22 protein-coding genes are annotated in these 24,408 nt (G+C 37.4%); 5 read left to right on the top strand and 17 right to left on the bottom strand.

The annotated features are described in order from the left end of the window. Positions 1–63: 63 nt before the first annotated feature. The 3 genes from EDC37_RS00085 to EDC37_RS00095 all read right to left on the bottom strand — a co-directional run bounded on the left by EDC37_RS00085 (position 64) and on the right by EDC37_RS00095 (position 2,750). On the bottom strand, positions 64–1,365 hold the full coding sequence (locus EDC37_RS00085; protein ID WP_132546837.1) for an ABC transporter substrate-binding protein: 1,302 nt from the start codon (positions 1,363–1,365) through the stop codon (positions 64–66). A gap of 175 nt (positions 1,366–1,540) precedes the next feature. Beyond that, positions 1,541–2,212, bottom strand: coding sequence for an NAD(P)H-dependent oxidoreductase (locus tag EDC37_RS00090; RefSeq protein ID WP_132546838.1), 672 nt, complete (start codon positions 2,210–2,212; stop codon positions 1,541–1,543). Positions 2,213–2,369: 157 nt separating this feature from the next. Continuing rightward, positions 2,370–2,750 (bottom strand): DUF362 domain-containing protein, encoded by a 381-nt coding sequence (locus EDC37_RS00095; protein ID WP_132546839.1) that lies wholly within the window; start codon positions 2,748–2,750, stop codon positions 2,370–2,372. A gap of 234 nt (positions 2,751–2,984) precedes the next feature. Between EDC37_RS00095 and EDC37_RS00100 the strand changes: the two genes are divergently transcribed. After that, a complete protein-coding gene (locus EDC37_RS00100; RefSeq protein WP_132546840.1) occupies positions 2,985–3,491 on the top strand; it encodes a MarR family winged helix-turn-helix transcriptional regulator in 507 nt (168 codons plus the stop codon). A gap of 47 nt (positions 3,492–3,538) precedes the next feature. Further along, positions 3,539–4,033 carry a Fur family transcriptional regulator gene (locus tag EDC37_RS00105; RefSeq protein WP_132546841.1) on the top strand — a complete coding sequence of 165 codons (495 nt, stop codon included), beginning with the start codon at positions 3,539–3,541 and terminating at the stop codon, positions 4,031–4,033. 173 nt (positions 4,034–4,206) lie between these two features. On the opposite strand, the gene EDC37_RS00110 is transcribed toward EDC37_RS00105, so the two are convergent. The 10 genes from EDC37_RS00110 to EDC37_RS00155 all read right to left on the bottom strand — a co-directional run bounded on the left by EDC37_RS00110 (position 4,207) and on the right by EDC37_RS00155 (position 14,316). Then, the gene (locus EDC37_RS00110) at positions 4,207–5,991 is read right to left on the bottom strand and encodes a methyl-accepting chemotaxis protein (protein ID WP_132546842.1); all 1,785 of its coding nucleotides are present in this window, start codon (positions 5,989–5,991) and stop codon (positions 4,207–4,209) included. Positions 5,992–6,207: 216 nt separating this feature from the next. Continuing rightward, positions 6,208–6,759: a glutathione peroxidase gene (locus EDC37_RS00115; RefSeq protein ID WP_231040007.1), complete on the bottom strand. Its 552-nt coding sequence runs from the start codon at positions 6,757–6,759 to the stop codon at positions 6,208–6,210. A 112-nt stretch (positions 6,760–6,871) separates the two neighbouring features. Further along, positions 6,872–7,468: a nitroreductase family protein gene (locus EDC37_RS00120; protein WP_132546843.1), complete on the bottom strand. Its 597-nt coding sequence runs from the start codon at positions 7,466–7,468 to the stop codon at positions 6,872–6,874. 319 nt (positions 7,469–7,787) lie between these two features. Next, positions 7,788–8,162, bottom strand: coding sequence for a desulfoferrodoxin (locus EDC37_RS00125; RefSeq protein ID WP_132546844.1), 375 nt, complete (start codon positions 8,160–8,162; stop codon positions 7,788–7,790). Between the two features lie 50 nt (positions 8,163–8,212). Then, a complete protein-coding gene (locus tag EDC37_RS00130) occupies positions 8,213–9,028 on the bottom strand; it encodes a family 1 encapsulin nanocompartment shell protein (RefSeq protein WP_132546845.1) in 816 nt (271 codons plus the stop codon). Between the two features lie 62 nt (positions 9,029–9,090). Further along, the gene (locus tag EDC37_RS00135; RefSeq protein WP_132546846.1) at positions 9,091–9,456 is read right to left on the bottom strand and encodes a ferritin family protein; all 366 of its coding nucleotides are present in this window, start codon (positions 9,454–9,456) and stop codon (positions 9,091–9,093) included. 703 nt (positions 9,457–10,159) lie between these two features. Then, complete coding sequence (locus EDC37_RS00140; protein WP_132546847.1) at positions 10,160–11,350, bottom strand: SAM-dependent methyltransferase; 1,191 nt, start codon at positions 11,348–11,350, stop codon at positions 10,160–10,162. A gap of 625 nt (positions 11,351–11,975) precedes the next feature. Next, complete coding sequence (locus tag EDC37_RS00145) at positions 11,976–12,479, bottom strand: DUF4446 family protein (protein WP_132546848.1); 504 nt, start codon at positions 12,477–12,479, stop codon at positions 11,976–11,978. 180 nt (positions 12,480–12,659) lie between these two features. Continuing rightward, positions 12,660–13,565, bottom strand: coding sequence for a ParB/RepB/Spo0J family partition protein (locus EDC37_RS00150; protein WP_243642144.1), 906 nt, complete (start codon positions 13,563–13,565; stop codon positions 12,660–12,662). After that, on the bottom strand, positions 13,558–14,316 hold the full coding sequence (locus EDC37_RS00155; protein WP_132546849.1) for a ParA family protein: 759 nt from the start codon (positions 14,314–14,316) through the stop codon (positions 13,558–13,560). Before EDC37_RS00155 ends, EDC37_RS00150 begins: the two co-directional genes overlap by 8 nt. A 460-nt stretch (positions 14,317–14,776) precedes the next feature. Here EDC37_RS00155 and EDC37_RS00160 point away from each other — a divergent pair, with 460 nt between their 5' ends. Both EDC37_RS00160 and EDC37_RS00165 read left to right on the top strand, forming a co-directional pair. Beyond that, positions 14,777–15,448 (top strand): methionine synthase, encoded by a 672-nt coding sequence (locus EDC37_RS00160; protein WP_132546850.1) that lies wholly within the window; start codon positions 14,777–14,779, stop codon positions 15,446–15,448. Between the two features lie 44 nt (positions 15,449–15,492). Continuing rightward, entirely contained in the window at positions 15,493–17,892 is a 2,400-nt protein-coding gene (locus EDC37_RS00165; protein ID WP_132546851.1) for a homocysteine S-methyltransferase family protein, read from the top strand. A gap of 203 nt (positions 17,893–18,095) precedes the next feature. Here the strand turns inward: EDC37_RS00165 and pfkA are convergent, their stop codons facing one another. Next, complete coding sequence (gene pfkA / locus EDC37_RS00170) at positions 18,096–19,058, bottom strand: 6-phosphofructokinase (protein ID WP_132546852.1); 963 nt, start codon at positions 19,056–19,058, stop codon at positions 18,096–18,098. Between the two features lie 277 nt (positions 19,059–19,335). Here pfkA and EDC37_RS00175 point away from each other — a divergent pair, with 277 nt between their 5' ends. Then, positions 19,336–20,508: a phosphoribosylaminoimidazolecarboxamide formyltransferase gene (locus EDC37_RS00175; RefSeq protein WP_132546853.1), complete on the top strand. Its 1,173-nt coding sequence runs from the start codon at positions 19,336–19,338 to the stop codon at positions 20,506–20,508. A 429-nt stretch (positions 20,509–20,937) separates the two neighbouring features. Here EDC37_RS00175 and EDC37_RS00180 read toward each other — a convergent pair whose 3' ends face one another. The 3 genes from EDC37_RS00180 to mnmG all read right to left on the bottom strand — a co-directional run bounded on the left by EDC37_RS00180 (position 20,938) and on the right by mnmG (position 24,345). Continuing rightward, the gene (locus tag EDC37_RS00180) at positions 20,938–21,645 is read right to left on the bottom strand and encodes a hypothetical protein (RefSeq protein WP_132546854.1); all 708 of its coding nucleotides are present in this window, start codon (positions 21,643–21,645) and stop codon (positions 20,938–20,940) included. Positions 21,646–21,751: 106 nt separating this feature from the next. After that, complete coding sequence (gene rsmG / locus EDC37_RS00185) at positions 21,752–22,471, bottom strand: 16S rRNA (guanine(527)-N(7))-methyltransferase RsmG (RefSeq protein WP_132546855.1); 720 nt, start codon at positions 22,469–22,471, stop codon at positions 21,752–21,754. Beyond that, the gene (gene mnmG / locus EDC37_RS00190) at positions 22,471–24,345 is read right to left on the bottom strand and encodes a tRNA uridine-5-carboxymethylaminomethyl(34) synthesis enzyme MnmG (protein WP_132546856.1); all 1,875 of its coding nucleotides are present in this window, start codon (positions 24,343–24,345) and stop codon (positions 22,471–22,473) included. Before mnmG ends, rsmG begins: the two co-directional genes overlap by 1 nt. Positions 24,346–24,408 lie beyond the last annotated feature (63 nt).

The following is a 24,408-nucleotide window of genomic DNA, read 5'->3' on the forward strand; positions in this document are numbered from 1 at the left end:
AAAACGATGGCTTTAGAGAATGTTTTTTCTCCAAGCCATATCGTTTTCCATACAATCGCCTAATTATTTAAGCAATGCATTAATTTGATTTTGTGTCTGCGTTAAAGCATCATGTGCTGAAACATCGCCACTGAGGATCTTATCCCGAGCATCGAGCAGCATCTGTTCAGCCTGAAGCCCCGCGTCACCGGGGAAAGAAGCCCACGGCACTACACTATCCATTTGGGAAGTCGCAGCCTTCATCATTTGATTTTCTTCCAAAAAGCTCTTGAGTCCATTTTCTGCATCAGCTACATCCTTACGTGGTGGCACATAGCCGGTCCCCTTAGTCCACGCAGCCATAGATTCGACACTATAAAGATATTTCAAAAATTCCCATGCAGCTTTTTGCTGCTTTTCATCTTGGGCAGTTATAGCCAGGAAGCAACCGCCTGCCGGTAATCTTTTCGGTTTACCCGCCCATGCCGGTGAACTGATCGCCGCGACATCAAACTTAGCTCCTTTTTGTACATTTGCCCTCTGCGCAATCGTTGTATAAAGCATGCCTACATCACCGTTTACAAAAGACTGCACGCCTTGATCCCAAGAAATATGCAATGCGGATTTTGTCTTTGTGACCATATCGGCATATGCCTGATATGCTTTGATCCCATCTTCAGAAGCAAAACTAGCCTTACCATCGCTTATCATTCTGGCGCCATTGCTTTCTAGCAAAGCCTGCTGCGCCCAATTATCAGCCGGTTCCTGCATATAAAACCCATACTTGCCTGTCTTTTCTTTTATCGTATCAGAAAACTTTATCAAGTCTTCCCATGTTTTAGGCCCATTTTCATCAAGCCCGGCTTGCCGCAGCAAGTCTTTATTAATATATAGTACCGGCGTACTCAGGGAATACGGTATACCAACCTGTTCGCCCTTATTGTTCTTCGCCAAATCCATAACATTGGGCAAAAAATTATCCTGTAGAAAAGCTTTATCCTGCGGAAAATAATCGTCAACGACTTTCTGTGGCGGCACATAACTGAAATTATTAGAAAAATAGTCCAAAAAAGCCCATCCTACCTGCACCACGGCAGGTGATTTACCTGCAGCCGCTTCAGCCTGTAAGTTTTGCATAAGTCCTTTATACATATCTGGATTATAGCGGGCCACAACTTCCACATCTTTGCTCTGCGCATTAAAATTATCAACAAGTTCCTGTACAGTTTTCCCACCTTGGGTTTCCGCATTGACATGCCAGTATTCTATTTTTACTTTTTCTCCTTGCCCAGCCTGCTCATTTCCCGTATCGCTTTTACCGCACCCTGTTAGCAGCACTGCACTCATAAGACCGACAGCCACTGCTTTCAGAATATTTTTTTTCATATATTTTTTACCCCCTTATTGTTGAGTGAAGTATAACATTAAACTAAATTATTATAGTTATCTTTATGTAAACCTTATGTAAAAATAGAAAATGCTCCGTAGCAGAATTTATTTTCAAATTCTACCACGGAGCATTTTCTTCAATATTTATAAGCTAAAAGACTTTATACAATTTTTAATCTATCCACTTTACAACATCTTCTATTTTTCTGCGTGTCTTGGCACGAGGAGTTTCTGCCCGATAACCAAATCCCGCCATTACAGAGACACCAAAATGCGCTGCATCCATAACACCTTCGTCAGCCAATATCTTATTCACCTTGTCTTGCACAAACCCTTCAATAGGACAGGAATCTATTCCTAACATTGCCGCTGTAGTAAGCATATTAGCCAATGCTATATAGGTCTGCTTGGAAGCCCAATCAAAAATAGCCCTATCGCTTTCAAGCAAGTTAAAATCTTTCTTCTGAAAATTTTCAAAAGCTGCTTTGTAATGTTCAATTATATCCGATGGCAGTTTTTGCACATCTTTCATTATTTTTTCTATATATGATGCTGTATAAATCGTATCAATCTTTTTTCTCGCCAATATAATGACAAAATGGCTCGCACCTTTAAGGCTGTTCTGCGCACCCCATGCCGAATCCCATAATTTTTTCTTCAAAGCTGAATTTCTTATCACAAGAAATTCCCATGGTTCAAAACCAAATGAACTAGGTGACAATCTGCCTGCTTCTAAAATAACCTTAAATTCTTCTTCAGAAATCTTCTTATTGGCATCAAAATGCTTACATGCATAGCGAAAATTAAATGCATCTAAGATAGGTTGTCTGTCTACAAATTTCATCTAATATTCTTCTTTCAACCATTATCAGGTTTTGTATTTTCATTATTTAATAATATATTATAACAAATATATTTATTTAATTATAGTACGCACATTTTTGTACCTGTATAGAATTCAGATAAACAGTATAAAAATCATATCGAAAATTATCAATATACTATCTAGTATGATGAGATCTGCTACATCTTCTTTTGCCAATAGAAAAAAATCGATAAACAAACAGTTCTTTCAATTTATTAAGTATCCCATGACGACCATGAACCCGCATTTTTCTCTTCCTATGCAAACTTTTACCGCCTGTCCTTTGCCTATTATTCACATACACATTATCCGGTAGTAATCTATCCTTGCTTGGCACATTACTGCCATCAACTGCTGCAATAGCATTAAAGGGGCAAATAGCTGCGCATTCACCACAGCCAATACATATCGTCAGGTCAATTGCATAAATGTTGCCAGATTTTTTAATCGCTTGTACCGGGCATCTCCGGCAGCATTTTCCACAAGCATGGCATGTTTCTGTTATTTTATATGACATAACCGTTATCTCCTTTTACTTAAACTCCAAAATATAGCATAGTGTATTATAAGTTAGGTTCCTAACTATTATCTAAATCTTAGCACCACTATTTAAGTAAGTCAACAATATTATTTAGGTTCCTAATGTTTTTGTTGATTTACATAAATATTTTTGTTATACTAAAAACATATTAGGTTCCTAATTGTTTCATCAATATATAGAAAATACACTCTATCCGTGGAGGTTAGCAATATGGAAAACAAAGCATACACATTATTAACTGCCTTACATCGATTGGGAAGACAGTTGCACAGAGCTTATCACCACCATGGGCACAATAATAATCATTACCGCGAACAATCACATCTACTTTTCCTCATTGCTGCTAATAATGGTATAATACAACGTGATTTAGCTGAAAAAATGGATGTACGCCCATCATCGATGACAGAAATGCTGATAAAATTTGAACATGCCGGTTTAATAAAACGCTGCCAAGATGAAAAAGACCAGAGGATTATGCATATATTTCTCACAATAAACGGTTGGGCTTCCGTCAAACAATCACAAAATGATGATGAGATATTAGCTTCTTCTTTACTACATGGCCTTACAGAAAACGATATCGGCACTATGCTGCATCTTACTGAGAAACTTTCTGCACACTTAAATACAATTGAAAAGATTGCACCAGAAAACGCCCATCACCCACATATACGCAGAGCAAATTGTATCAACCAACCATCCCATCATAAATGATTGCTCCATTACGAATTCACACCTTATGTTAAAGAAATGGATATACTATGATAAAAAATATTTTTAAAAATATTTCCCAAACCTTTATAAAAAATGGTCATCGGCTAACAAACCAAAGACGCATTGTCATAGAAGTAATTTTAAACCATAAAACTGACCATATGACGGTTGAGGACATTTATGAAAGCACCAAGACAATCTCACCAAATATTTCGCTTTCTACTGTATATAGAATCGTAGATTTTTTAAAACAAAACAATATCATACATAAATTACAAGTTGACGACGACCATTACTTTTATGAATTAATTAATACTGAAGGTTCAGCCATACATCCCCATTTTATATGTAAAAAATGCGGGAAAACCATTGATATTTTAAATGAAGATATATTAAATCATGCTGCCGCATGCCAAAAAAATATAACTTCTACCTATGATTTTAAAATAGTATCTTCAACCATACTTTATTACGGAATATGCTCTAACTGCCTTGAAAAATTAAAACCAAACGCCTTACCCAAAAAAAATAAGAAAAAATAATGCTGAAATAAGCCTGAATTTTCGGTTACTCCAATATTGTAGGAAACTTATTTCAATACATAAAAATGACTTCTGTCTGAAACGCCTCCATAAGTTAACCTTAAAAGCTAACTCATGAGGGCAATTCAAATTGACAGAAGTCATTTTTTATACAACATAGTGAACATTACTTGCTATACTTTAAACTTGCTGATAGCACCCTGTAAATCCTGTGCCATTTTTGCCAAAGTACGGCTGGAATCGGCAATTTCATTCATTGAAGCAGTTTGTTCTTCAGTGGCGGCGGAAACAGTCTCAGCTTCAGAAGCTACGCTGCGGCTCATACTATCCATCTTGCCGACAGCTGCCGATATATCTTCTGACCCTTTAGCCAAGCCGGTAACAATTTCCTCCATCTTTCCCGAACGTTCAGCAATTTGTTCTACCATACTGACAATATCATTAAAGGTATTACCAGCATTATCGACTACCTGCGTTCCTTCTTTTACCTGTCCAACACCTGACTGCATAGCACTAACGGCATTTTGCGTTTCATTTTGTATCGAACTTATCAGCTCAGCGATTTCACTGGCAGCTTTTTGGGACTGCTCTGCTAATTTGCGCACTTCTTCAGCAACAACAGCAAAACCTTTACCATGTTCCCCTGCCCTTGCTGCTTCAATAGCGGCATTCAAGGCCAAAAGATTAGTCTGTCCCGCAATGTTGCCAATAGTGTCTACTATTGTACCTATTTTTTCTGATTGTTGACCCAGGCCGCTGATAACTTCAGCGGATTGACTGACGGAATGCTCGATATCTTTCATCTTCGCAACGGCAGCCGACACTTCTTTACTTCCCTGGTCAGCAGTCTTACTAGCTGTTTGTATTTTTTGTCCTGACTCTTCAATAGCACTCATAAAATTTTGCATGTGTGCAGAAAGGTCACTTGTGCGTTTACCGGCTCCATCCACAGCAGAAAATTGGTCATTGCATAAATTGGCCACATTCACCATAGAATTGGCCACCTGGTTACTTGCCGTGGCGGATTGCTCTGCACTTGAAGTCAACTCCTGCGCTGACGCAGACAGATATTCAGCCGACTCAGCAATTTTTACCAACAAGGCCTTTACATTTTCATGCAAGGATTGCAGGGCACGTCCCATGACGCCAATTTCATCTTTTCGGTCTAAAATTTTTCCTTTTAAAGATACACTAAAATCACCTGTTGCCAAAACATTCATCTTTTCTGTAACAAATATTATAGGATCTGCTAATACTTTTCCCATGTATATAGCAATACCTATGAATACCAGCTGCAATACAAGCATATAAAGGATAACCCGCACTATACTACTCCGTAAGGTTTCACTTTCAACAGTTTCCTTTTGTGCTACTTTATTATCTATGTAATCAACCCAGCCGCCTGTTCCCAAAACCCATTTATACGGTTCAAAAGCAATAGAATAGTTTCTCTTGGGTAATGGTGTAGTTTCATTGGGTTTTGCAAACATCAGGTCAGTATAACCACCGCCAGGTTTACGCCCATTTTCTATTATTTCTTTTATATAATATTTGCCATTAGGATCAACTGAATTAATACGCGATTTACCTTCTATATCTCTGCCTTCAAGTGCAACGTTTACACCATCATATGTATCAATCCAAAAGTACCCTGCTCCATCATCATAGCGCATTTGGCGGACAAGATCCGCTGCCTGTGCCTTAGCCTGGTCTTCTGTCAACAATCCGGCTTGCTGCTTATTATATTGATCTTTAACCACACTCAAAGCAATCTCCGTCTGCACCTTTAATTCATTGTCTACGTTTTCTGTAAGTGTACGACGATAATCAGCAATCTGGATTTCCTTATTTTCTACCATATTATAAATAAAAAAACCACCAACACAAATTACTGTTCCTATTGAGACCATAACGATTGTCAATATTAATCTAACTTTAATGGAATGTAGATTTTTCATATATTCACAGCCTCTTTCCTTGTATAAGTACTCCACAATCATTGTTATATTATATTATTCAATATAATCGGATTTTTTCCTTTATTATATTTTTGTAATCTACTATGCAATCGCAAAAAAAGCCCTGTAAAAAGTAATATATCAATAAAAACAGGTAAATTTAGATATATTACTTTTATACAGCAGCATTTTCCATTAAAGCATTATCGCACTATATTAACCAAGTAATTTTTCGATTTCAGGTTCCATCTGTTTTGGTGTAGTCGTAGGTTCACAACGTTTTACAACATTGCCTTCTTTATCAATAAGGAATTTTGTGAAATTCCATTTTATTGAATCGCCCTTCATGAAATCAGGGAACTTGGTATTAATTGCATTCTGCAATGCCTGTGCATTAGGATGATTGTTGTCAAATCCCTTAAAACCTGCTTGTGCAGTCAGATATTTAAAAAGTGGCTGTGCCGTTTCGCCACGTACATCGCCTTTTTCAAATATAGGGAATGTAACGCCATAGTTCACCTTACAAAAATGTTCTATTTCCGCGGCGTTACCAGGTTCTTGTTCTGCAAACTGGTTGCTAGGAAAAGCCAAGACAGCAAACCCCTTGTCTTTATATTTCAAATAAACCTGCTGCAATTCTTCATACTGGGGCGTAAATCCGCACTTGCTGGCCGTATTGGCTATAATAAGGACCTTTCCCTTATAATCTGCAAGCGATACTTCTTTTCCGTGATTAGTTTTTACCTTAAAATCATAAATAGACATCATTAATCCTCCTTAACAATTTAAAATAACCATTTACACAAAAGATTGTTGAACGTTCTATTCTCATTGTATACTCCAAAATAAATCAACAATCCTTTCTTTTTTCAATAAAATCTTATCTAAAAATCTTGACTCTTTCGTCTACATTCATTTTTTCTATAGGTGCAGGATCTTGCAAAGGCTGTCCAAAAGGCATTTGTGCGATCAATTTCCAGCTTGCTGGTACATTAAAGGCACTCTTCACCTGATCATCAATCAAAGGATTATAATGCTGCAGGTTAACACCAAGGCCAAGACCAGTAAGTGCTGTCCAAATAGCAAATTGCAACATGCCGTTTGCCTGTTGCGCCCATACTGGGAAATTATCCGCATAAAGGGCATATTGCTTCTGCATCGCTTCTACTGTAGTCGTTTCATCAAAATATAGAATTGTCCCATAAGCTGCAGCAAAGCTGTTTATCTTTTCTTCTGTAGCCGCAAAATTCTTTTCTGGTACAATTTTTTGCAAAGCATCCTTTGTTATCTGCCAAATCTTGTCATGATCGCTGCCGAATGCGACAACAACCCTGGCAGACTGCATATTAAAGGCTGATGGTACCTCCTTCGTTAATTGTTTTATTTCTGCAATTATTTGCTCTGGAGCCACCTTAACATCTTTACCCAACGCATAATTAGTCCGCCGCTTACTTACTGCTTCCTGAAACTGTCCCATCGTCAACAACCCCTTTTTACTTGAATTTATTATATAACTACTAAAAAAATGTTTTCGAGTAACTAATTATTATTATATTACTATACTATATAATTTTCAATAGTTTTAAATATTTTTTGTAATTTATTTTGTTATATATATATACTTACCATAAGTTATTTGCTATAAAAAGAGACTATCACACAGCATTGTTTCAAATAAATATGCAACAGCGACAATCAATAAGCGTCCTGCTCCCTTGACCGTAAATAATACTGTAAATTCGCATACCCATTTAAACTGTGCATTAATGCGACAGTCCCTTTTTCATAACATTAAATTAAAAATCTGTTTTCCACAGACCGTGCAAGTTGCAATATTCATAAACAGAACCGCTTTCTGCTCCGCAGAATTCAGCCTTAGGTTCTTCTCCCGGTTTTAAGAACTGGATGCGTACCCGTGAATCAGCAACAAGTGCTATCCACTGAATATAATGTTCCGCTTGCATAGGATGTAAAGTAGAACCAACAGCAACTTCGATCTTACCATCCTTTTTAGCTACTACAGGTACATGTTTTTCCTGTGCAGCATCAGTGGTATTAGCTTCGAGCTTTGTCATCGGCTGTCCACAGCAAGAAAGAGTTCCTCCCCCGTTATTGATCAGAGCCACTATGTTTCCACATCTTTCACAACGATAAAAAACTACCTTTTCCATTCTAAATTACCTCCATATATAATATATTTACCCACTTATAGGTTATCTACTCATTCAAATACAACAATAGACTGTGCTCTTTTTATTCTTAACAGCATCGTTTCCAAAATACGGAACTTATGGTTCAATTCGGTTTGTTCAAGATACGCTGTTTTTATATCCTGACCGATTACTAAATCTATATTCCGACTGTCTGAACATACTAATACAGCCTTATTTTTCCCTAAAACCGGAGTAGAATATATTCTCTTTTCAAGCAGTTTCTTCACTCTATCTATTTCGAGTAAACCCGTGCCTGGCTGCAATCTTTGCATCTGCAAATATAAATCAGGGCTGACTGCCAGTGAATAAGCTCCATATATGCCTTTTTCAACCAATAAGTTTATCGCGGCTGCTATATTAGTAAAAGCATTTTCCCCTACAGTCCAATCAGTTTTCTTGATCTTGCTTGTACCGGAAACACTAAATAGACCGTCTATGCCGAAATCTGTATCACCAAAAAATATTAACTTATCTTCTTTTAAGGCGCAATTTTCTGCTGCAGTAACAACCCTTGTCAAATCTATTGGATATCCTGCATGGACAGCACTTTCCAAATCCCTTGCCGATAAAACAAAATCTTCATATAAGGTAGGAATTTCTAAGAACCTGCGTCCAGAAGTCATCATCAGACCATGCTTTGAAACCTCCGCCAATTTATCAGTATCATCAACGGTAATAGTATTAACACCTATGCCCAAAGGACCAAATAAAGGAATAAACCTGCGTCCATGCAGAACCTTACCGGCTGTATCTACAACGGTCTTATCGATTTGTTCCCATAATTCATTACTAAGTGGTGCACTGTCTCTTGATAAATAATCCATAAAAACTATCCCTCCTATTACATTTCGTATCTATTAAATGCTTAATTATTATTAAAACTATTTTACTTAATGAGACTTCCTACTGTAGCTCCAGAATCATCTTTTTTAGAAGGACTTTCTTTTTTTTCGTTTTCCAGTTCTTCCAGTAATTCTTTTACTTCAGCTTCCCCAGAAGCGAAGTGGTCAGCTTCTTCGGGATCAAGAATGCGCAGCAGTGCCATCAATTCTCCTACATGTGCTTTTTCTTCATCACGTATATCAGCAATAATTTTTTTAGCAATTTCATTATCTGTAGCTTGTACATGTGCATCATAAAGATAAATTGCTTCAAGCTCACCAGAAATATCTAAGCGAACTGCTTGTATCAATTCTTCCTTCGTTAATTTACGGTCAACATTTCCTTGAAACGGATTTGCAAACTCTGCCATACTTTCATCCTCCCTTAATATAAGAAATTATATTCATAAACATACTATTAAACACATAAGCACTAATACTATCTTACTATAGAAAGTAGAACTTTATTATTTTTTATTATTTAATAACAAATTTTCTACTACATACTAGGATTTATTCTCTAATAATTGACTAAATCCTTCTTTAAATATCTACTTATATGTATATATTTTATTTAATGGATACTTGATAGTTTAAAGTTATTAAGTATCCAAATATGTATAGTTATTATTTATACTTATGAAATAATAACTGTTATTTAAGTTCCATTGCATCATTCAAACTTTTTATTGCGATGTCCAATTGTTTTTCTAATAATTTAAGGCGGTTAGCAATTTTTATTTCGTTCTTCTGCCTATATATAATTTCATCAGTACGCACATGCAACAGTATATCTTCTAATTCATTCTTTTGTTTTTCTACATCGGCAAATAACTTTAAAATGAGAAGTTCCCCCTATATATATTTCATATAAAATTATTATTATAAATAAATTTTGTTTATGCCTTGCACTTTTATAATAAATAAATTTCCTTAATTTGTCAAGAGTTATTATTATTAACTACATAATATTTCCAAATAAATTCCAAAAAAAAATGGCTGGCAGCGATATATTTCATCACTGTCAGCCATTTTAAACCTTAGAAAAAAAGGGGAATAACTTTATTACAATTTTTATTTTTTATACATATATTCATTTGTCATCGGCAAATTATTATTTATACCTTTACTCATCAAATACTGTACAACGTCAATATTACCTGTTCTAAATGCAGCTGCACATCCCGATAAATACAATCCCCACATTCTTTTAAACTGTTCATCGTATTTTTCTGGCAACGTATCTTTACAGGCCTCAAAATTCTTATACCATTCATCAAGAGTACGTGCATAATGGCGGCGTAAGCTTTCCATGTGTAACAAATAGAAATTAAAATCAGGGAAAAGACTTACTGTTTCACGTACGGTAGGCACATATCCGCCTGGGAAAATATATTTTTTTATCCAGCCATTGGTAGGTGCTTCATTATAACCCATTATTGAATGGAGTAAAAATAAACCACCATCCTTTAATAAAGTATTTACTTTATTAAGGTAAAGAGGTAAAAATTCCTTACCGACATGTTCAAACATACCAATGCTAACTATTTTATCAAATTGATATTCTGCCGGGTCCAAATCCATATAATTCAAAAGTAAAACTTTTACTTTATCTTGAAGACCAAGTTTTATTATTCTTTCTGTAGCTCCTGCATATTGTTCATCACTCAATGTTATCCCTACAGCCTTAACTCCGTACTGCTGTGCTGCCCTTATTATAAGCCAGCCCCAGCCGCAGCCTATGTCAAGAAGGGTTTCATTATCTTTCAATAGTAACTTCTGCAAAGAATGATCTATTTTATTTAACTGTGCTTCATCTAATGTATCAGTTGGCTTCTTAAAATAGGCGCAAGAATAAGACATTGTCTTATCGAGCCATTTTGCATAAAAGTCATTACCTAAATCATAATGGCTATGGATATTTTTCCGTTCCTGTTCTTCAATGCCGGAAAACATTTTTTTTCTAAGATCATCAAGTGCATATTTTTTTACATCGCCATTTTGGTTTTTAAACATAACAGCTATAACGTCATCAAGGGAGCCTTCAAAATCTATACTTCCATCCATATACGCCTGGCCAAGAGTCAATACTAAATCATTATTCATGTCTTTAATATCGCTTAATTTAGGTTCACGATGAAAGATTATCTTAAATTTAGGTTCTTCTTCACCGTAGCTTTTTTCCTCGCCATCCCAAAACTGGACAGAAAAACCACCCTTATTCCACAATTTCAGTGCAGCTTTCAACGCCGCTTTTTTTAACATAAAAATCGCCTCACGGATTACTTCTCATTTCTAAAATCACAATTCAACAGCCCGCTCATTTAATCAGCAGCGGTAAATACATACATAAAAATACACCATATTTAATAATATATGGCAGTAAATACAACTAAAGTGTAACGAGGAAATATAATCTTATCTTTTATTGTAATTAGTACGCTTGTCGCTGTCCATCGATAATCATAATTTTATTGCTATTTTCTCGCTTACAACTTTTAACTTTACATAGATGGTCACTAGCAAAATGGAATTTATCTTTATTCCACATAAATAAACTTCTAAGTTCAAATGAATACGCTATCATCTAAGCCTAGAAGCAAAGGATGAATAAAACTTTATTTTTACAATAAAAACATTTTCTTCAAGCGACAAAAGCCACTATATCAGTGGTTAACAGCACTGTGGTCATTTTTAGTCTATCACTATTTTACCGGCATTACAAGTATATGTCATCATCAAATATATTTGTAATCATTGTAATTTTTTTTATATCATATGTATTTTTAAATGCACCGCACTTTAATAATTTAAATAATAAACCCAGACAAAAAAAATATAACCTAAGGCAAAATTAAATAATGCCTTAGGTTATAGTATTACTGCTTATTTATCCTTTTGCAATTGCTTTTTCCAAAGCTTCATTTTCTTCAGCAGAAAGTTTATATACGGAATGTCCTTGGTCGACGGGTTTCATATATGTAATAGAACTATTCCGACTGAATATTCCAGATAATATTATTCCCGTATTTGTCCTGTCAAGAAGGGCAACTGCATAACTAAGATCACCACCGACATCATCAAAAGCAGAAAAACGTACAACCCCCACCTTTTGTACCACATTTTGCAAAATATCACGAATCTGCTTATTTTCTTCTTTTATCTCAGCATTTTGCTCTGTTATATCCTTTACTTTATGCATGTGTTCCAACAGCATCTGTTCTAAATTTTCAGTGTTGGAACCTCTCATCATTTCCTTATAACGGCTTTTCATATTTCCTAATTTGACCATTAATACTACCGCAATTATATAGGCTATTAAGATCAATACTGCCATCGCAGCTATAACATATATTATGGCGTCATTCAATGTTCCTATAGAACCATTTGTCATCTCTATATACTCCCCTTTATGTGCATCATAGCACTATCTTTCCACAGAAAAATATCTGTTAGAAATTTAGAGCTTTATTATATAGTATTCGTTTAAAATATCCATTAATGAAGCACAGACCACCAGCTATTTTTCGAATACAAAATATTATACCATAAAAATAATTTTCTTATTTAAGATTTACACAAAAAATTCACGTTCTCCAGTTTCTTTTTTATCAGTTTTATTCATTACAGCCTCAATTATTCTGTCAAGATCTTCGGTTGAAGTAAATTCAATCTCTATTTTACTCTTTTTATTTCCTTTTTTTATATTTACTTTTGTTCCCAATAAAAGTGTCAGTTTTTCTTCAACATCAGCCATATATATATCATCTGAAAAATGAATATGTTTTCTTTTTACATCAAGATAAGCAGGGTCTTGTAATATTTTTTTAACTATATTTTCCGCTTTCCGCGCTGAAAGATCATTGGCTATTATATATAAAGCAGTTTTTTCCTGCAATTTTTCGTCATCAATCGCTATAAGCGGTTTTGCCTGCCCCATGTTAAGGCTGCCGTCAATTATGAGTTCTTGTATGGACTTTGCCAAATGCAATAAACGCAAAAAATTGGCTATATGGCTACGGCTTTTTCCCACATATTGGGCAAGTTCATTCTGCGTAAGGTTTGTTTCTGAAAGAAGGCGGGCATATGCAGCAGCCTCTTCCATCGCATTGAGATCTTCTCTTTGCAGATTTTCAATGAGTGCAATTTGTGCGATCTCCTTATCAGAACAATCTCGTACAATTGCTGGAATTACACTCATTTTTGCTTTTTTGCAAGCACGCCACCGACGTTCTCCACTTATCAATTGATAGCCGTCTACTATTTTTTTCACCAAAATAGGTTGTAATATGCCATATTTTTCAATTGACTGCGCTAACTCAACGATCGTTGTTTCATCAAAATTTGAACGCGGTTGAAAAGGATTTGCCTTTATAGCAGTTACATTTATCTGTTCTATTTTTTCTTTATTCTCGGTCTCAATATTTTTTAATAATGCACCGAGACCTTTTCCTAAACCTGTATGTGTATTTCTAGCCACGCGCCATCACCTCATCTGCCAATGCCCTATAGGCAAATGCACCTTTCGATGACGGTGCATATTCATTTATCGGACAACCATAAGATGGTGCTTCACTCAATTTTACGTTACGTGGAATTACTGTCTTATATAATTTATCGGGAAAATGCTTTTGTACCTCTTTCGCCACTTGCTCGGACAAATTCGTTCTGGCATCATACATAGTCAATACTACTCCCTCTAATAACAATTCTTCATTAAGATTTTTCTTTACTAAATTTATGGTATTTAAAATTTGTGTCATTCCTTCCAAAGCATAATACTCGCATTGCAGTGGCAAAATTACTGAATCGGCCGCAGTGAGGGCATTTATCGTCAAAAGTCCCAACGATGGCGGACAATCAATAATAATATAATCATAAGCATTTTTCACTTTTGCTAAAGCTTTTTTTAATTTTGTTTCACGTGAAAACGCCGAAACAAGTTCTACTTCCGCACCGGCAAGATCGATTGTTCCCGGCAAAACCATCATATCATTTTTAGCTTTCAATAAGATGTTTTCCAGCTTCTCATCCCTGAGTAACAGATCATATAAGGAGTTTTTTATTTGTTCTTTATCAATGCCGCAACCGCTAGTAGCATTACCCTGCGGGTCAGCATCCACCAATATAACTTTTTTCCCTGCTTCTGAAAATGCGGCACTCAAATTTATGGCTGTTGTTGTTTTTCCTACGCCGCCCTTTTGATTTGCTATAGCAATTATCTTTGCCATCTGTCCACCCTCTCCTGTTTTTAATCTATACTGCCAGCTTTTCCTCAATTTATCATGCCAAGAAGACAATCATCCCTACAATAAATCGTTCTACCTTGGAAAATAATTTCATGCTTCTTCCCGTAGATAAAGCATATATATTATATCCAGCTAAACTTTTTCCATATTACCGTAAAAGATTATTTTGTGCTAAAATATATTATACTTTTTCGGTATAGTTATTACTTACGTTTAGCGGACTTTCTTTAACGATTTTATTTATCCCATTTCGCTCCCGCATATACTTATACTATTGATAATTTATTCGCTGTTATCCTTATTTTAACCTGCTTTATCCCTTATCTAGCGCCTAACCTTAAAGAGGATTTTTTCATTATGCCTTTTACGGGCTTTATCGTCCCAATTTTACACTAAAATTATTTAATTATTATTCCGTATTATGATGAGGTGATATGAGTTTATGCCGATATACAATGCTCCTTTAAAAAACGTTGACCCCAAGGAAACACGCCGCTATGCAGGCCTTGCTAATGCTGATTTCAATGAGCAGGCAATTGTCGATGCTTGCAATGAAATGACATATATCGCGGAACCCCGCGGAAGTTGGGAAATATATGACTATGACAATGAACAGGGAATTGTTTTAGCCTCTCCCCTTTTTAAGATTCAAGGCAGTAAAATTCTAAAACACTTGAGCCATTCTAAGAAAGTGGTTTTATTAGCTGTGACAATAGGCGGTAATGTCGAAAATTTCATAGCAAAAACCTTTCACAATGGCAATTATTCCCAAGGCATGTTACTGGATGCGGCAGCTACAACAGCAGTTGAACAAACTGCTGACAGCCTTGAAAAAAATATTGATGCTTTCACCAGACCTCTTGGTTACAAACGAATTTGGCGGTTTAGTCCCGGTTACGGTGATTGGGACATAAATTGTCAACCCCAAATGCTTCGCCTATCCAATGCTGCAATGATAGGCATCCATCATACCGACTCAATGATGCTGGACCCACGAAAATCTGTCACTGCTATTATAGGACTTGTTCCTGAGATGGACCCATTTTCGCCCCAAAAACCATCATGCGCCACATGCCAACAGAAAAATTGTCACTCACGCGTAAAAAAGAAATAATAATCTGTTGTATGTTTCACGTGCAACAATAAAGAGGTATATCTATGATAAATATATTCGACGGTGCTATGGGCACCATTTTACAGGCTGATGGTATTTTAAAACCCGGAGTTTGTCCAGAACTACTTAATATACAATCTGCCCAAGCTATTATTAATGTCCACAAACAGTACATTTCTGCTGGCGCTACTATCATCGAAACAAATACTTTTGGCGGCAGTTCCTTAAAACTCGCCCAATATGGCCTAACTGATAAGGTGCGGGCAATAAATATAGCAGGTGTTAAAAATGCTAAAGCTGCTATGCAGCATAACGGCAAAGTTGCCGGTTCAATGGGACCTATCGGTAGATTTATTGAACCGCTAGGTGATATTAGTTTTGACACTGTATATAAAGCATATTTTGAGCAGGCTTCCGCTTTAGCAGAAGGTGGTGCAGATTATATACTGATTGAAACCTGTATAGACCTGCAAGAAATGCGGGCAGCCCTTTTAGCTGCCAAGGACGCCGCCCCCGGTATTCCTGTCATATGCCAAATGTCTTATTCGGAAGATGCCAGGACAGTTACCGGTACTGACCCACAGACAGCTGCTATTACGCTGGAGGCAATGGGTGCTGACATCATCGGTGCCAACTGTTCTACAGGCCCGGAAGAACTTCTGCCAATAGTAAAAATACTTGCGCAAAATTGCAAATGCCCTATAAGTGTCCAACCAAATGCAGGAATGCCCCATTTAATAAATGGAAAAACCATATTCCCCATGCATCCTGCCGATATGGGTAAATGGGCACCAAAACTAATAGAAGCAGGTGCTACTTTTATCGGTGGCTGCTGCGGAACTACGCCAGCACATATAGCTGCCATAAAAGAAGCGGTCAGTGGTCTTGCCGATCCGGTACGTTCCCCGCTGCCCCATAGACTTGCCCTGACAAGCCGCACTAAAACAATTTTTATTGGCACTGACCTGCCCACGAGGCTTATCGGTGAACGTATAAATCCAACCGGCCGCAAAAAACTTGCCGCAGAAATAAAAGCTGGTTCCTTTATTTCTGTAAAAAAAGAAGCTGTAGAACAGACAAATGCCGGTGCTGATATTCTTGATGTCAACATGGGCGTTGGCGGAATAGACCAAACTGCCGCAATGGAAAAAGCCATAAAGGAAATCGCCCAAATAGTATCTACTCCGCTATCCATAGATACAAGCGATCCCAAGGCTTTAGAAGCGGGACTAAAAGTCTATCCTGGACGTGCCCTCATAAATTCTGTTTCAGCAGAACCCGATCGCCTAAAATATTTTTTACCTTTAGCTAAAAGATATGGTGCAGCCGTTTTGTGCCTGCCGCTTTCTGATAAAGGCCTTCCCAAAACCGGTAGCGAACGCGTTGCCATTATAGAAAAGATTATTGCAGCAGCAAAACAAGCCGGCCTGCAAGACAATGATTTCATTCTTGATTGTCTTGTCATGACCGTTGCCGCAGATAAGACCGCCGCTCTGGAAGTATTACAGGCCTTATCCTTATATCATAGTAAATTTGGTTACCCTTCGACAATGGGGCTGTCAAATATATCATTTGGTCTTCCTGACAGGCCGCTTATCAACAGTACCTTTTTCGCAATGTGCCTGGCATACGGTCTCAATGCCCCTATCATGAATCCCTATGACAGCTTAATGAAAAATACCTTATTAGCCGCTTCTGCTTTAAATGGCAATGACCCACACGGCCAACATTACAGTCTTACTATTGCAAAGCAACCGCACAGTGAGACTGCTGCCGCAGCTGAGGTTACCCCCAGAAATATTATTGAAGCCATTAAGCATTCTATCATAGTTGGTGAAAAGGAAAATATTGCCCAAATGGTAGAACACGCCTTAAAAGAAGGCCACACATCAAATGAAATAACTGAAAACGCCCTGACCACCGCCATGAACGCTGTCGGCAAAGATTTTGGTGCCAAAAAGATATTTCTGCCGCAGGTTATGCTCTCAGCAGAAGCCATGCGTGAAGCCTTCCTAAAAATAAAAGAAATCCTTCCTTCCCAGGCATCAGCAAATAAAGGCACCGTGGTAATCGCCACCGTAAAAGGCGACATACATGACCTTGGTAAAAATATAGTATCTGCCTTGCTCGAAAATAACGGATTTAAATTAATTGATCTTGGTAAGGACGTTGACAGCGAAAAAATCGTACGGACTGCCATCGAAAACGACGCTGATATTGTGGGTTTATGCTCATTAATGACTACAACAATGACCCAAATTGACAAGGTTATCGCTTCTTTAAAAAAAGCTGGCTCAACAGCGCAGGTAATCGTAGGTGGCGCTGTACTCACACAAGAATATGCGGACAGTGCCGGTGCTGATGCCTATGCTGAAGATGGCGTTATCGCCGTTGAAATAGCGAAAAAATTAACAGCAAAAAGAAAGGGTAGTCAGGCTCTTTAAGCTAAACATTTATCCATAGGCGATCACCATAGTACCTCTTGGAGACTATCTGACCTATAAATATACACAAAAATAAGGACCATTACTACTCTGGTCCTTATTTTTGTATCCAATATTCTTCAATTATTATTTAATCCACCATATATGATTTGATAAACTATCATTAAAATCTATTAATCAATAATATTTCAGTAAAATAACAATCAGGTTAAAATTTTGGAAAGACGCACATATTCTCTGTCCAAATCTTTTTTGTCATTTACAGCATCATTCAGGGCAATTGTCACAATATCATTTTTCTTATAACCAACTACCATATTATATAACCCTGATAACAATGCCAATGCTGCCTTTTCTCCTAAGCGGCTGGCTTTTACCCTATCTTCTACTGACGGTGAACCACCACGCAGAATAAGTCCCAATACGGATATACGTGTGTCAAGCTTTGTCTTATCAGCAATTTCCTTGCCGATTTTCATAATATCGCCACAACCGTCAGCAACAACAATCAAACTGTATGTTTTGCCACAGGAATGGCGTTTTTTTAATTCTTCAACTAATTCATCTATATCAACTTTATATTCAGGAACTAAAATATATGCTGCACCGCTGGCTATGCCAGATACCATAGGCAGCCATCCACATTTCTTCCCTGCTACTTCTACTACAATAACCCGACGATGGGACAGCGCTGTATCACGCAATTTATTAAGTGCTTCGACGACTGTATTTGCTGCCGTATCGCAACCTATAGTATAATCTGTACCCCATATGTCATTTTCAATCGTTGCCGGTATACCTACTATGGGGAAGTCAAATTCATCATTAAAAATTTTTGCGCCCCGCATAGTGCCGTCGCCACCAATTACAATCATTCCATCAATTTCATGTTTCTTTAAATTGTCAAAAGCTTTTTTCCTACCAGCGCTCGTTTCAAACTCAGGGCAGAAACTAGTTCCCAAAAAAGTGCCGCCTCGTTGAATAATATCACTGACTGATGTCGATTTTAAAGGCTCTATCTGATCATGTACCAAGCCATAATACCCATCGGTCACACCCCATACAATACTTTTTTCAAATAAAGCCGTCCTCGTCACAGCCCTTATCGCTGCGTTCATTCCCGGGCTGTCAGTACCACTCGTCAAAACAGCAATGCTCTTTATCATTTATAAAGCCTCCTCTCAAAACCAGCATGATGCCTACACCATATTATACATACAAAAAATATATACGTCTAATCTTATTATTAATTTGTAACAATATCTTGTTACTTACATCTGAAAACTTACTCCCTTTCTTGACAAAATATCACGTAAAATGATAAAGTGAATTCGTAAATAAATTTTCTACCTTTTACAATTGCATTCATCAGTTAAATACAAATGTACACAAACCTCTATATAGTTTGTGCATTTTATTATTTTAGAATAAGGGAGTGCCAATATGAACTCAATGGAACTAAAATATGGCTGTAATCCTAATCAAAAACCAGCCAGAGTATTTATGAAGGAAGGAGAACTTCCTTTCAATATTCTTAACGGACGTCCTGGTTATATAAACTTACTGGATGCCTTCAATAGTTGGCAGTTAGTACGCGAATTACGCGAAGCCACCGGACTGCCGTCAGCCGCTTCCTTCAAGCATGTCAGTCCTGCCGGTGCAGCTGTCGGTCTGCCGCTTTCTGATTTATTGAAGAAAGTATATTTTGTAGAAGGTATAGAATTGACCCCGCTAGCAACAGCTTATATCCGGGCACGCGGAGCAGACCGTATGTCTTCGTATGGAGATTTTGCAGCCTTATCTGATGAATGTGATGCAGCCACTGCCTCTTTCCTGGCTCGTGAAGTTTCTGACGGAATAATAGCCCCATCTTATTCTCCCGAAGCACTTGCCATCCTGAAAAAAAAGCGTAAAGGCAACTATCTTATAATCCAGATGGACAAAGCTTACCATGCCCCTGAATTAGAAAGAAAAGAAGTTTTTGGCATAACCTTTGAACAAAAAAGAAATAACATCAAAATTACGGAAGATCTTTTACAGCAACTCCCTACGGTCAACAAGGACTTACCCGCTGCTGCAAAACGTGATCTCATTATTGCGCTTATAGCTCTCAAATACACCCAATCCAATTCTGTATGCTATGCCAAAGACGGCCAAGCTATCGGCATCGGTGCAGGCCAGCAGTCACGTGTCCATTGTACCCGACTTGCCGGCAATAAAGCTGATATCTGGCATTTACGCCAACATCCTAAAGTGCTTGCCCTTCCTTTTAAGAAAGATGTTCGCCGTCCTGATAGGGATAATGCCATAGATCTATACATTTCTGATGAATATATGGATCTATTTACAAATGATGCCTGGAAAAATGTATTTACGGAAAAACCACCTATTTTAAGCAAAGAAGAAAAAATAAACTGGCTCGCCTCCGTAACCAATACCGCTCTTGCCTCGGATGCCTTTTTCCCTTTTGGTGACAACATTGAACGTGCACATAAAAGCGGCGTAAAATACATAGCTCAAAGCGGCGGCTCTATCCGTGATGATAATGTTATCGAAACCTGTGATAAATATGGTATAGCCATGGCTATGACCGGTGTCCGTCTCTTCCATCATTAACAAATAATATCTTGTGGTTTCACTATAGATATTTCCTTCACTATAAAAAAGAAGAATTATCCACAGTTTTTTTTACAAGCTTGTGGATAATTCTTCTTTTTATATTTTAGTGTAAATTATTTATATTTCCTAAATCCTAGAAAATCCTTATAGATCAACGATCAGCAAATTATTACCAAAAAATTTTTGTTATTTTTTATTTATATATGTACTTGTGGATAACTTTGAAAGTTACCTACAAATTATCAACAGCTTTCTTCCCTTATTCAGAGTTTATCCACAATTTTTGAACATTTCCCTGTGGACATTGTGGATAACTGAATATAACATTTCAGTTTTCTAAAATATCATACCCGAAATTTTCCATAAGAATACGTTAAACACGACCTACATTATATTCTGTCCAACGCTAAGCTGATAATAATTTTTTCATAAACTTACATTAAATACCCGATCCAGAAAGTCTCTGGCTTGTACATCCATGCCACTGGATTTAGTATCAATTCCCACCAAATTTTCTTTTGTGGCCATCACCGCATTAAATATTGTTTCTTCGACACTGCCGGGAATAATATCTTCCCAATTTTTCACGGAGTACAAATTTTGCGTCACATTGTTAGATGGCTGACCCACAACATCTAGCTCACATAAGAATTGAATTTGGCGTAATTCTGGACGTATGTAATAATGGTCCAACAAATAAGACTGATCAGGAGAAACATTTGAGTATTTTTCAGCGGGTGCATTTACTTTATTCGCATCTATCAGCTGAATCCATACATCCATTATTTTTCTATTACTATTCGGTTCAAAAATCCAGCGGGCTGAACGGCGATCAAGATAATAAAAAAACCGGCTGTCTTTCGCAATAAGGACAAATCGCTTTTGGTCAGCTTCACTAGCCTGATCTATTTTTTTAAATACTTTATCATCCTTTCCATTTGTTGTAGTCGTTTTTTCCGCCTCGTCCTTTACCGGTTCCTGTGGTTCTTGCAACTCCTGTGTATTCTGAGCTACCTGGGGCTGCGTACTTATCACTGGTTCTGAATCTATTGCCGCTGACGGAAGAGCTGCAAAACAAAGTCCTGAGCTAAATAAAAAACTGATGCATACTGCCATTAAAATATATTTGCCCATATATTCCCCTCCCATATACATTAATTTATAATTATTTATCATATATAATAAATATTATTCTAAAGTAATTATTCAATGCAGCTCATTAGCCATTAGCAATTGTTCTTTATAATAAAGGTTTTCTTTCCGGAGTACCCGCTTTACGTGGATATACCGCTGGTGTCTTACTTACCTTCTGTACATAAATGACAGCTCTCACATCATCAAGCCCTGGTAGCTTTACAGGTTTTACTTCTGCCAGCACTCCCCCCAGCACCTTAATGGCATTGTGCGCTTCACCAGCTTCTGCTTCATACTGCCTGCCCTTTAAGGCTGTAAAATACCCTTCCTTTTTAACCAAAGGCAGTGCGTATTCACATAAGACCGGCATTCTGGCAACTGCCCGCGAAAAAACTATATCAAATTTTTCTCTGTACGGTTTCCTTCTACCTATCTCTTCGGCACGCCCATGCAAAAACTCAATATCTGTAATATTTAATTTAGCAGCCACAGTCTGAAGAAATTTTATGCGCTTAGCGAGAGAATCCAGTAATGTCAGCTGCAAACCTGGATGCATTATTTTTAAAGGAATTCCGGGAAAACCAGCACCTGTTCCCACATCAATAATTTTTGCCGTGGGTGAAAATCTTTTTTCATCCCATGCGCTTAGTGAATCCACTATATGCTTAATTGCGACCTCATCAGGAGCAGTTATCGCTGTCAAATTAATTTTACTATTCCATTCTAGCAAAAGTTCATAATAAGCATTAAATTTTTCATACTGTTCTTTGCTTAGCTGAATACCATATTCCTTCGCACGTTGCAGCAAATAATCACCAAAAACCATCAAACAGTCCTCCGCCCATATTGTTCCAGATAGATTAAAAGTATCGAGATATCAGCTGGTGAAACACCTGATATTCTGGCTGCCTGTCCCAATGATATCGGCCTTATTTTATTCAATTTTTCTATGGATTCATCACGCAGATTGGAAATTTTTGTGTAATCAATATCTGCCGGCATCCTTCTATTTTCCAGCTTTTCCATTCTTTGAACTTGTTCTTCCTGTTTATTGATATATCCTTCATAAACAGCATCTGTTTCTATCTGTTTCACAACTTCATTTGTTATATTTGGCAGCGAAAACGCCCTTGCCAATTCCCTATAACCTATATCTTTTCTTTTCAATAAATCATATAATGTCGTACTTGACTTAATTTCCTCTAAGCCATTTTCCTTCAGTAATTCATTTATTTCTCTGCTCGGATTTATTTTCTTGTCCTTCAATAAGGCCTTGATTTCGTTTATTTTACCTTTTTTAGCCAAATATCTATCGTAGCGCGCGTCAGAAACCAGTCCTACCTGTCTGCCTTTTTCCGTAAGGCGCATATCCGCATTATCCTGCCGTAAAAGCAGCCTGTATTCTGCCCGGGAGGTCATCATACGATATGGTTCCTGTGTTCCCTTTGTTACCAAATCATCTATAAGGACACCTATATAAGCTTCTGATCTTTTTAATATAAGCGGTTCGTGTCCTTTTACTTTCATCGCCGCATTAATCCCCGCCATAAGTCCCTGTGCCGCCGCTTCTTCATAGCCTGAAGTACCGTTTGACTGGCCGGCAGAAAAAAATCCTTCTATATTTTTATGTTCCAATGAAGGCTGCAATTGCAACGGATCCAAGCAATCATATTCAATAGCATAGCCCGGCCGCATTATTTTTACATTTTCCATACCGGGAATAGTTTTCAAAAATTCAAATTGGACATCTACTGGCATACTCGTAGACATGCCCTGAACATACATTTCATTCGTATGCAAACCTTCCGGTTCTATAAACAACTGATGCCTATCCTTATCGGGGAAACGTATAATTTTCGTTTCTATTGAAGGGCAGTAACGCGGTCCTACTCCTTCGATGATACCGTTGGCCATTGGCGCCCTATCTATATTATCCCGCAATATTTTATGTGTTCTTTCATTCGTATAAGTAAGCCAACAGGGAACTTGGTCACGTGTACGTTCATCACTCATAAAGGAAAAATTACGGGCTTCATCATCACCAGGCTGAATCTGCATCTTTGTAAAATCCAGTGTCCTTTTATCTACACGGGCTGGCGTACCCGTTTTAAAACGCATAAGTTTCACACCGATTTCTTTAAGTGATTGCGATAATGCCACAGCAGCACGCTGCCCTATCGGCCCGCCTTCGTATGTCTTTTCCCCTATGATTATTCTTCCCCGTAAATATGTACCGGAGGCCAGAACAACACAACGGCATGTATATATTTCTCCTGTTTCGATCTGTACACCTGTGACTTTTCCGTTTTCTACCAATATTTTTTCTACGAGCAATTGTTTTACATCCAGATTGTCCTGATTTTCACAGGTTTCCTTCATCGAAAATTGATAGACCTTTTTATCTGCTTGTGCCCGCAAAGCCTGTACAGCCGGTCCTTTACTGGTATTGAGCATACGAAACTGGATACAGGTTTTATCTGCATTCACACCCATTTCACCACCCAAGGCATCAAGTTCCCGCACCAAATGGCCTTTAGCTGGTCCTCCTACTGACGGATTACATGGCATCAAGGCTATATTATCCATATTTAAAGTAGTAAGCATAGTTTTACAACCAATACGCGCAGCAGCAAGACCTGCTTCTACACCGGCATGCCCTGCCCCAATAATAATAATATCATAATCTCCGGCAATAAACACTTTAGTTCCCCCAGTTTACATATATCTATAATTGCAGGCATATTTTCATAACAACAATTTTTA

The organism is Pectinatus cerevisiiphilus, from assembly GCF_004341685.1.
Taxonomy (GTDB): domain Bacteria; phylum Bacillota; class Negativicutes; order Selenomonadales; family Selenomonadaceae; genus Pectinatus; species Pectinatus cerevisiiphilus.

What these genes read in the sequence shown, in the direction of transcription:
- EDC37_RS00085 (WP_132546837.1), bottom strand. Translation starts at nt 1,365, where the DNA reads ATGAAAAAAAATATTCTGAAAGCAGTGGCTGTCGGTCTTATGAGTGCA.
- EDC37_RS00090 (WP_132546838.1), bottom strand. Translation starts at nt 2,212, where the DNA reads ATGAAATTTGTAGACAGACAACCTATCTTAGATGCATTTAATTTTCGC.
- EDC37_RS00095 (WP_132546839.1), bottom strand. Translation starts at nt 2,750, where the DNA reads ATGTCATATAAAATAACAGAAACATGCCATGCTTGTGGAAAATGCTGC.
- EDC37_RS00100 (WP_132546840.1), top strand. Translation starts at nt 2,985, where the DNA reads ATGGAAAACAAAGCATACACATTATTAACTGCCTTACATCGATTGGGA.
- EDC37_RS00105 (WP_132546841.1), top strand. Translation starts at nt 3,539, where the DNA reads ATGATAAAAAATATTTTTAAAAATATTTCCCAAACCTTTATAAAAAAT.
- EDC37_RS00110 (WP_132546842.1), bottom strand. Translation starts at nt 5,991, where the DNA reads ATGAAAAATCTACATTCCATTAAAGTTAGATTAATATTGACAATCGTT.
- EDC37_RS00115 (WP_231040007.1), bottom strand. Translation starts at nt 6,759, where the DNA reads ATGATGTCTATTTATGATTTTAAGGTAAAAACTAATCACGGAAAAGAA.
- EDC37_RS00120 (WP_132546843.1), bottom strand. Translation starts at nt 7,468, where the DNA reads ATGGGACAGTTTCAGGAAGCAGTAAGTAAGCGGCGGACTAATTATGCG.
- EDC37_RS00125 (WP_132546844.1), bottom strand. Translation starts at nt 8,162, where the DNA reads ATGGAAAAGGTAGTTTTTTATCGTTGTGAAAGATGTGGAAACATAGTG.
- EDC37_RS00130 (WP_132546845.1), bottom strand. Translation starts at nt 9,028, where the DNA reads ATGGATTATTTATCAAGAGACAGTGCACCACTTAGTAATGAATTATGG.
- EDC37_RS00135 (WP_132546846.1), bottom strand. Translation starts at nt 9,456, where the DNA reads ATGGCAGAGTTTGCAAATCCGTTTCAAGGAAATGTTGACCGTAAATTA.
- EDC37_RS00140 (WP_132546847.1), bottom strand. Translation starts at nt 11,350, where the DNA reads ATGTTAAAAAAAGCGGCGTTGAAAGCTGCACTGAAATTGTGGAATAAG.
- EDC37_RS00145 (WP_132546848.1), bottom strand. Translation starts at nt 12,479, where the DNA reads ATGACAAATGGTTCTATAGGAACATTGAATGACGCCATAATATATGTT.
- EDC37_RS00155 (WP_132546849.1), bottom strand. Translation starts at nt 14,316, where the DNA reads ATGGCAAAGATAATTGCTATAGCAAATCAAAAGGGCGGCGTAGGAAAA.
- EDC37_RS00160 (WP_132546850.1), top strand. Translation starts at nt 14,777, where the DNA reads ATGCCGATATACAATGCTCCTTTAAAAAACGTTGACCCCAAGGAAACA.
- EDC37_RS00165 (WP_132546851.1), top strand. Translation starts at nt 15,493, where the DNA reads ATGATAAATATATTCGACGGTGCTATGGGCACCATTTTACAGGCTGAT.
- pfkA (WP_132546852.1), bottom strand. Translation starts at nt 19,058, where the DNA reads ATGATAAAGAGCATTGCTGTTTTGACGAGTGGTACTGACAGCCCGGGA.
- EDC37_RS00175 (WP_132546853.1), top strand. Translation starts at nt 19,336, where the DNA reads ATGAACTCAATGGAACTAAAATATGGCTGTAATCCTAATCAAAAACCA.
- EDC37_RS00180 (WP_132546854.1), bottom strand. Translation starts at nt 21,645, where the DNA reads ATGGGCAAATATATTTTAATGGCAGTATGCATCAGTTTTTTATTTAGC.
- rsmG (WP_132546855.1), bottom strand. Translation starts at nt 22,471, where the DNA reads ATGGTTTTTGGTGATTATTTGCTGCAACGTGCGAAGGAATATGGTATT.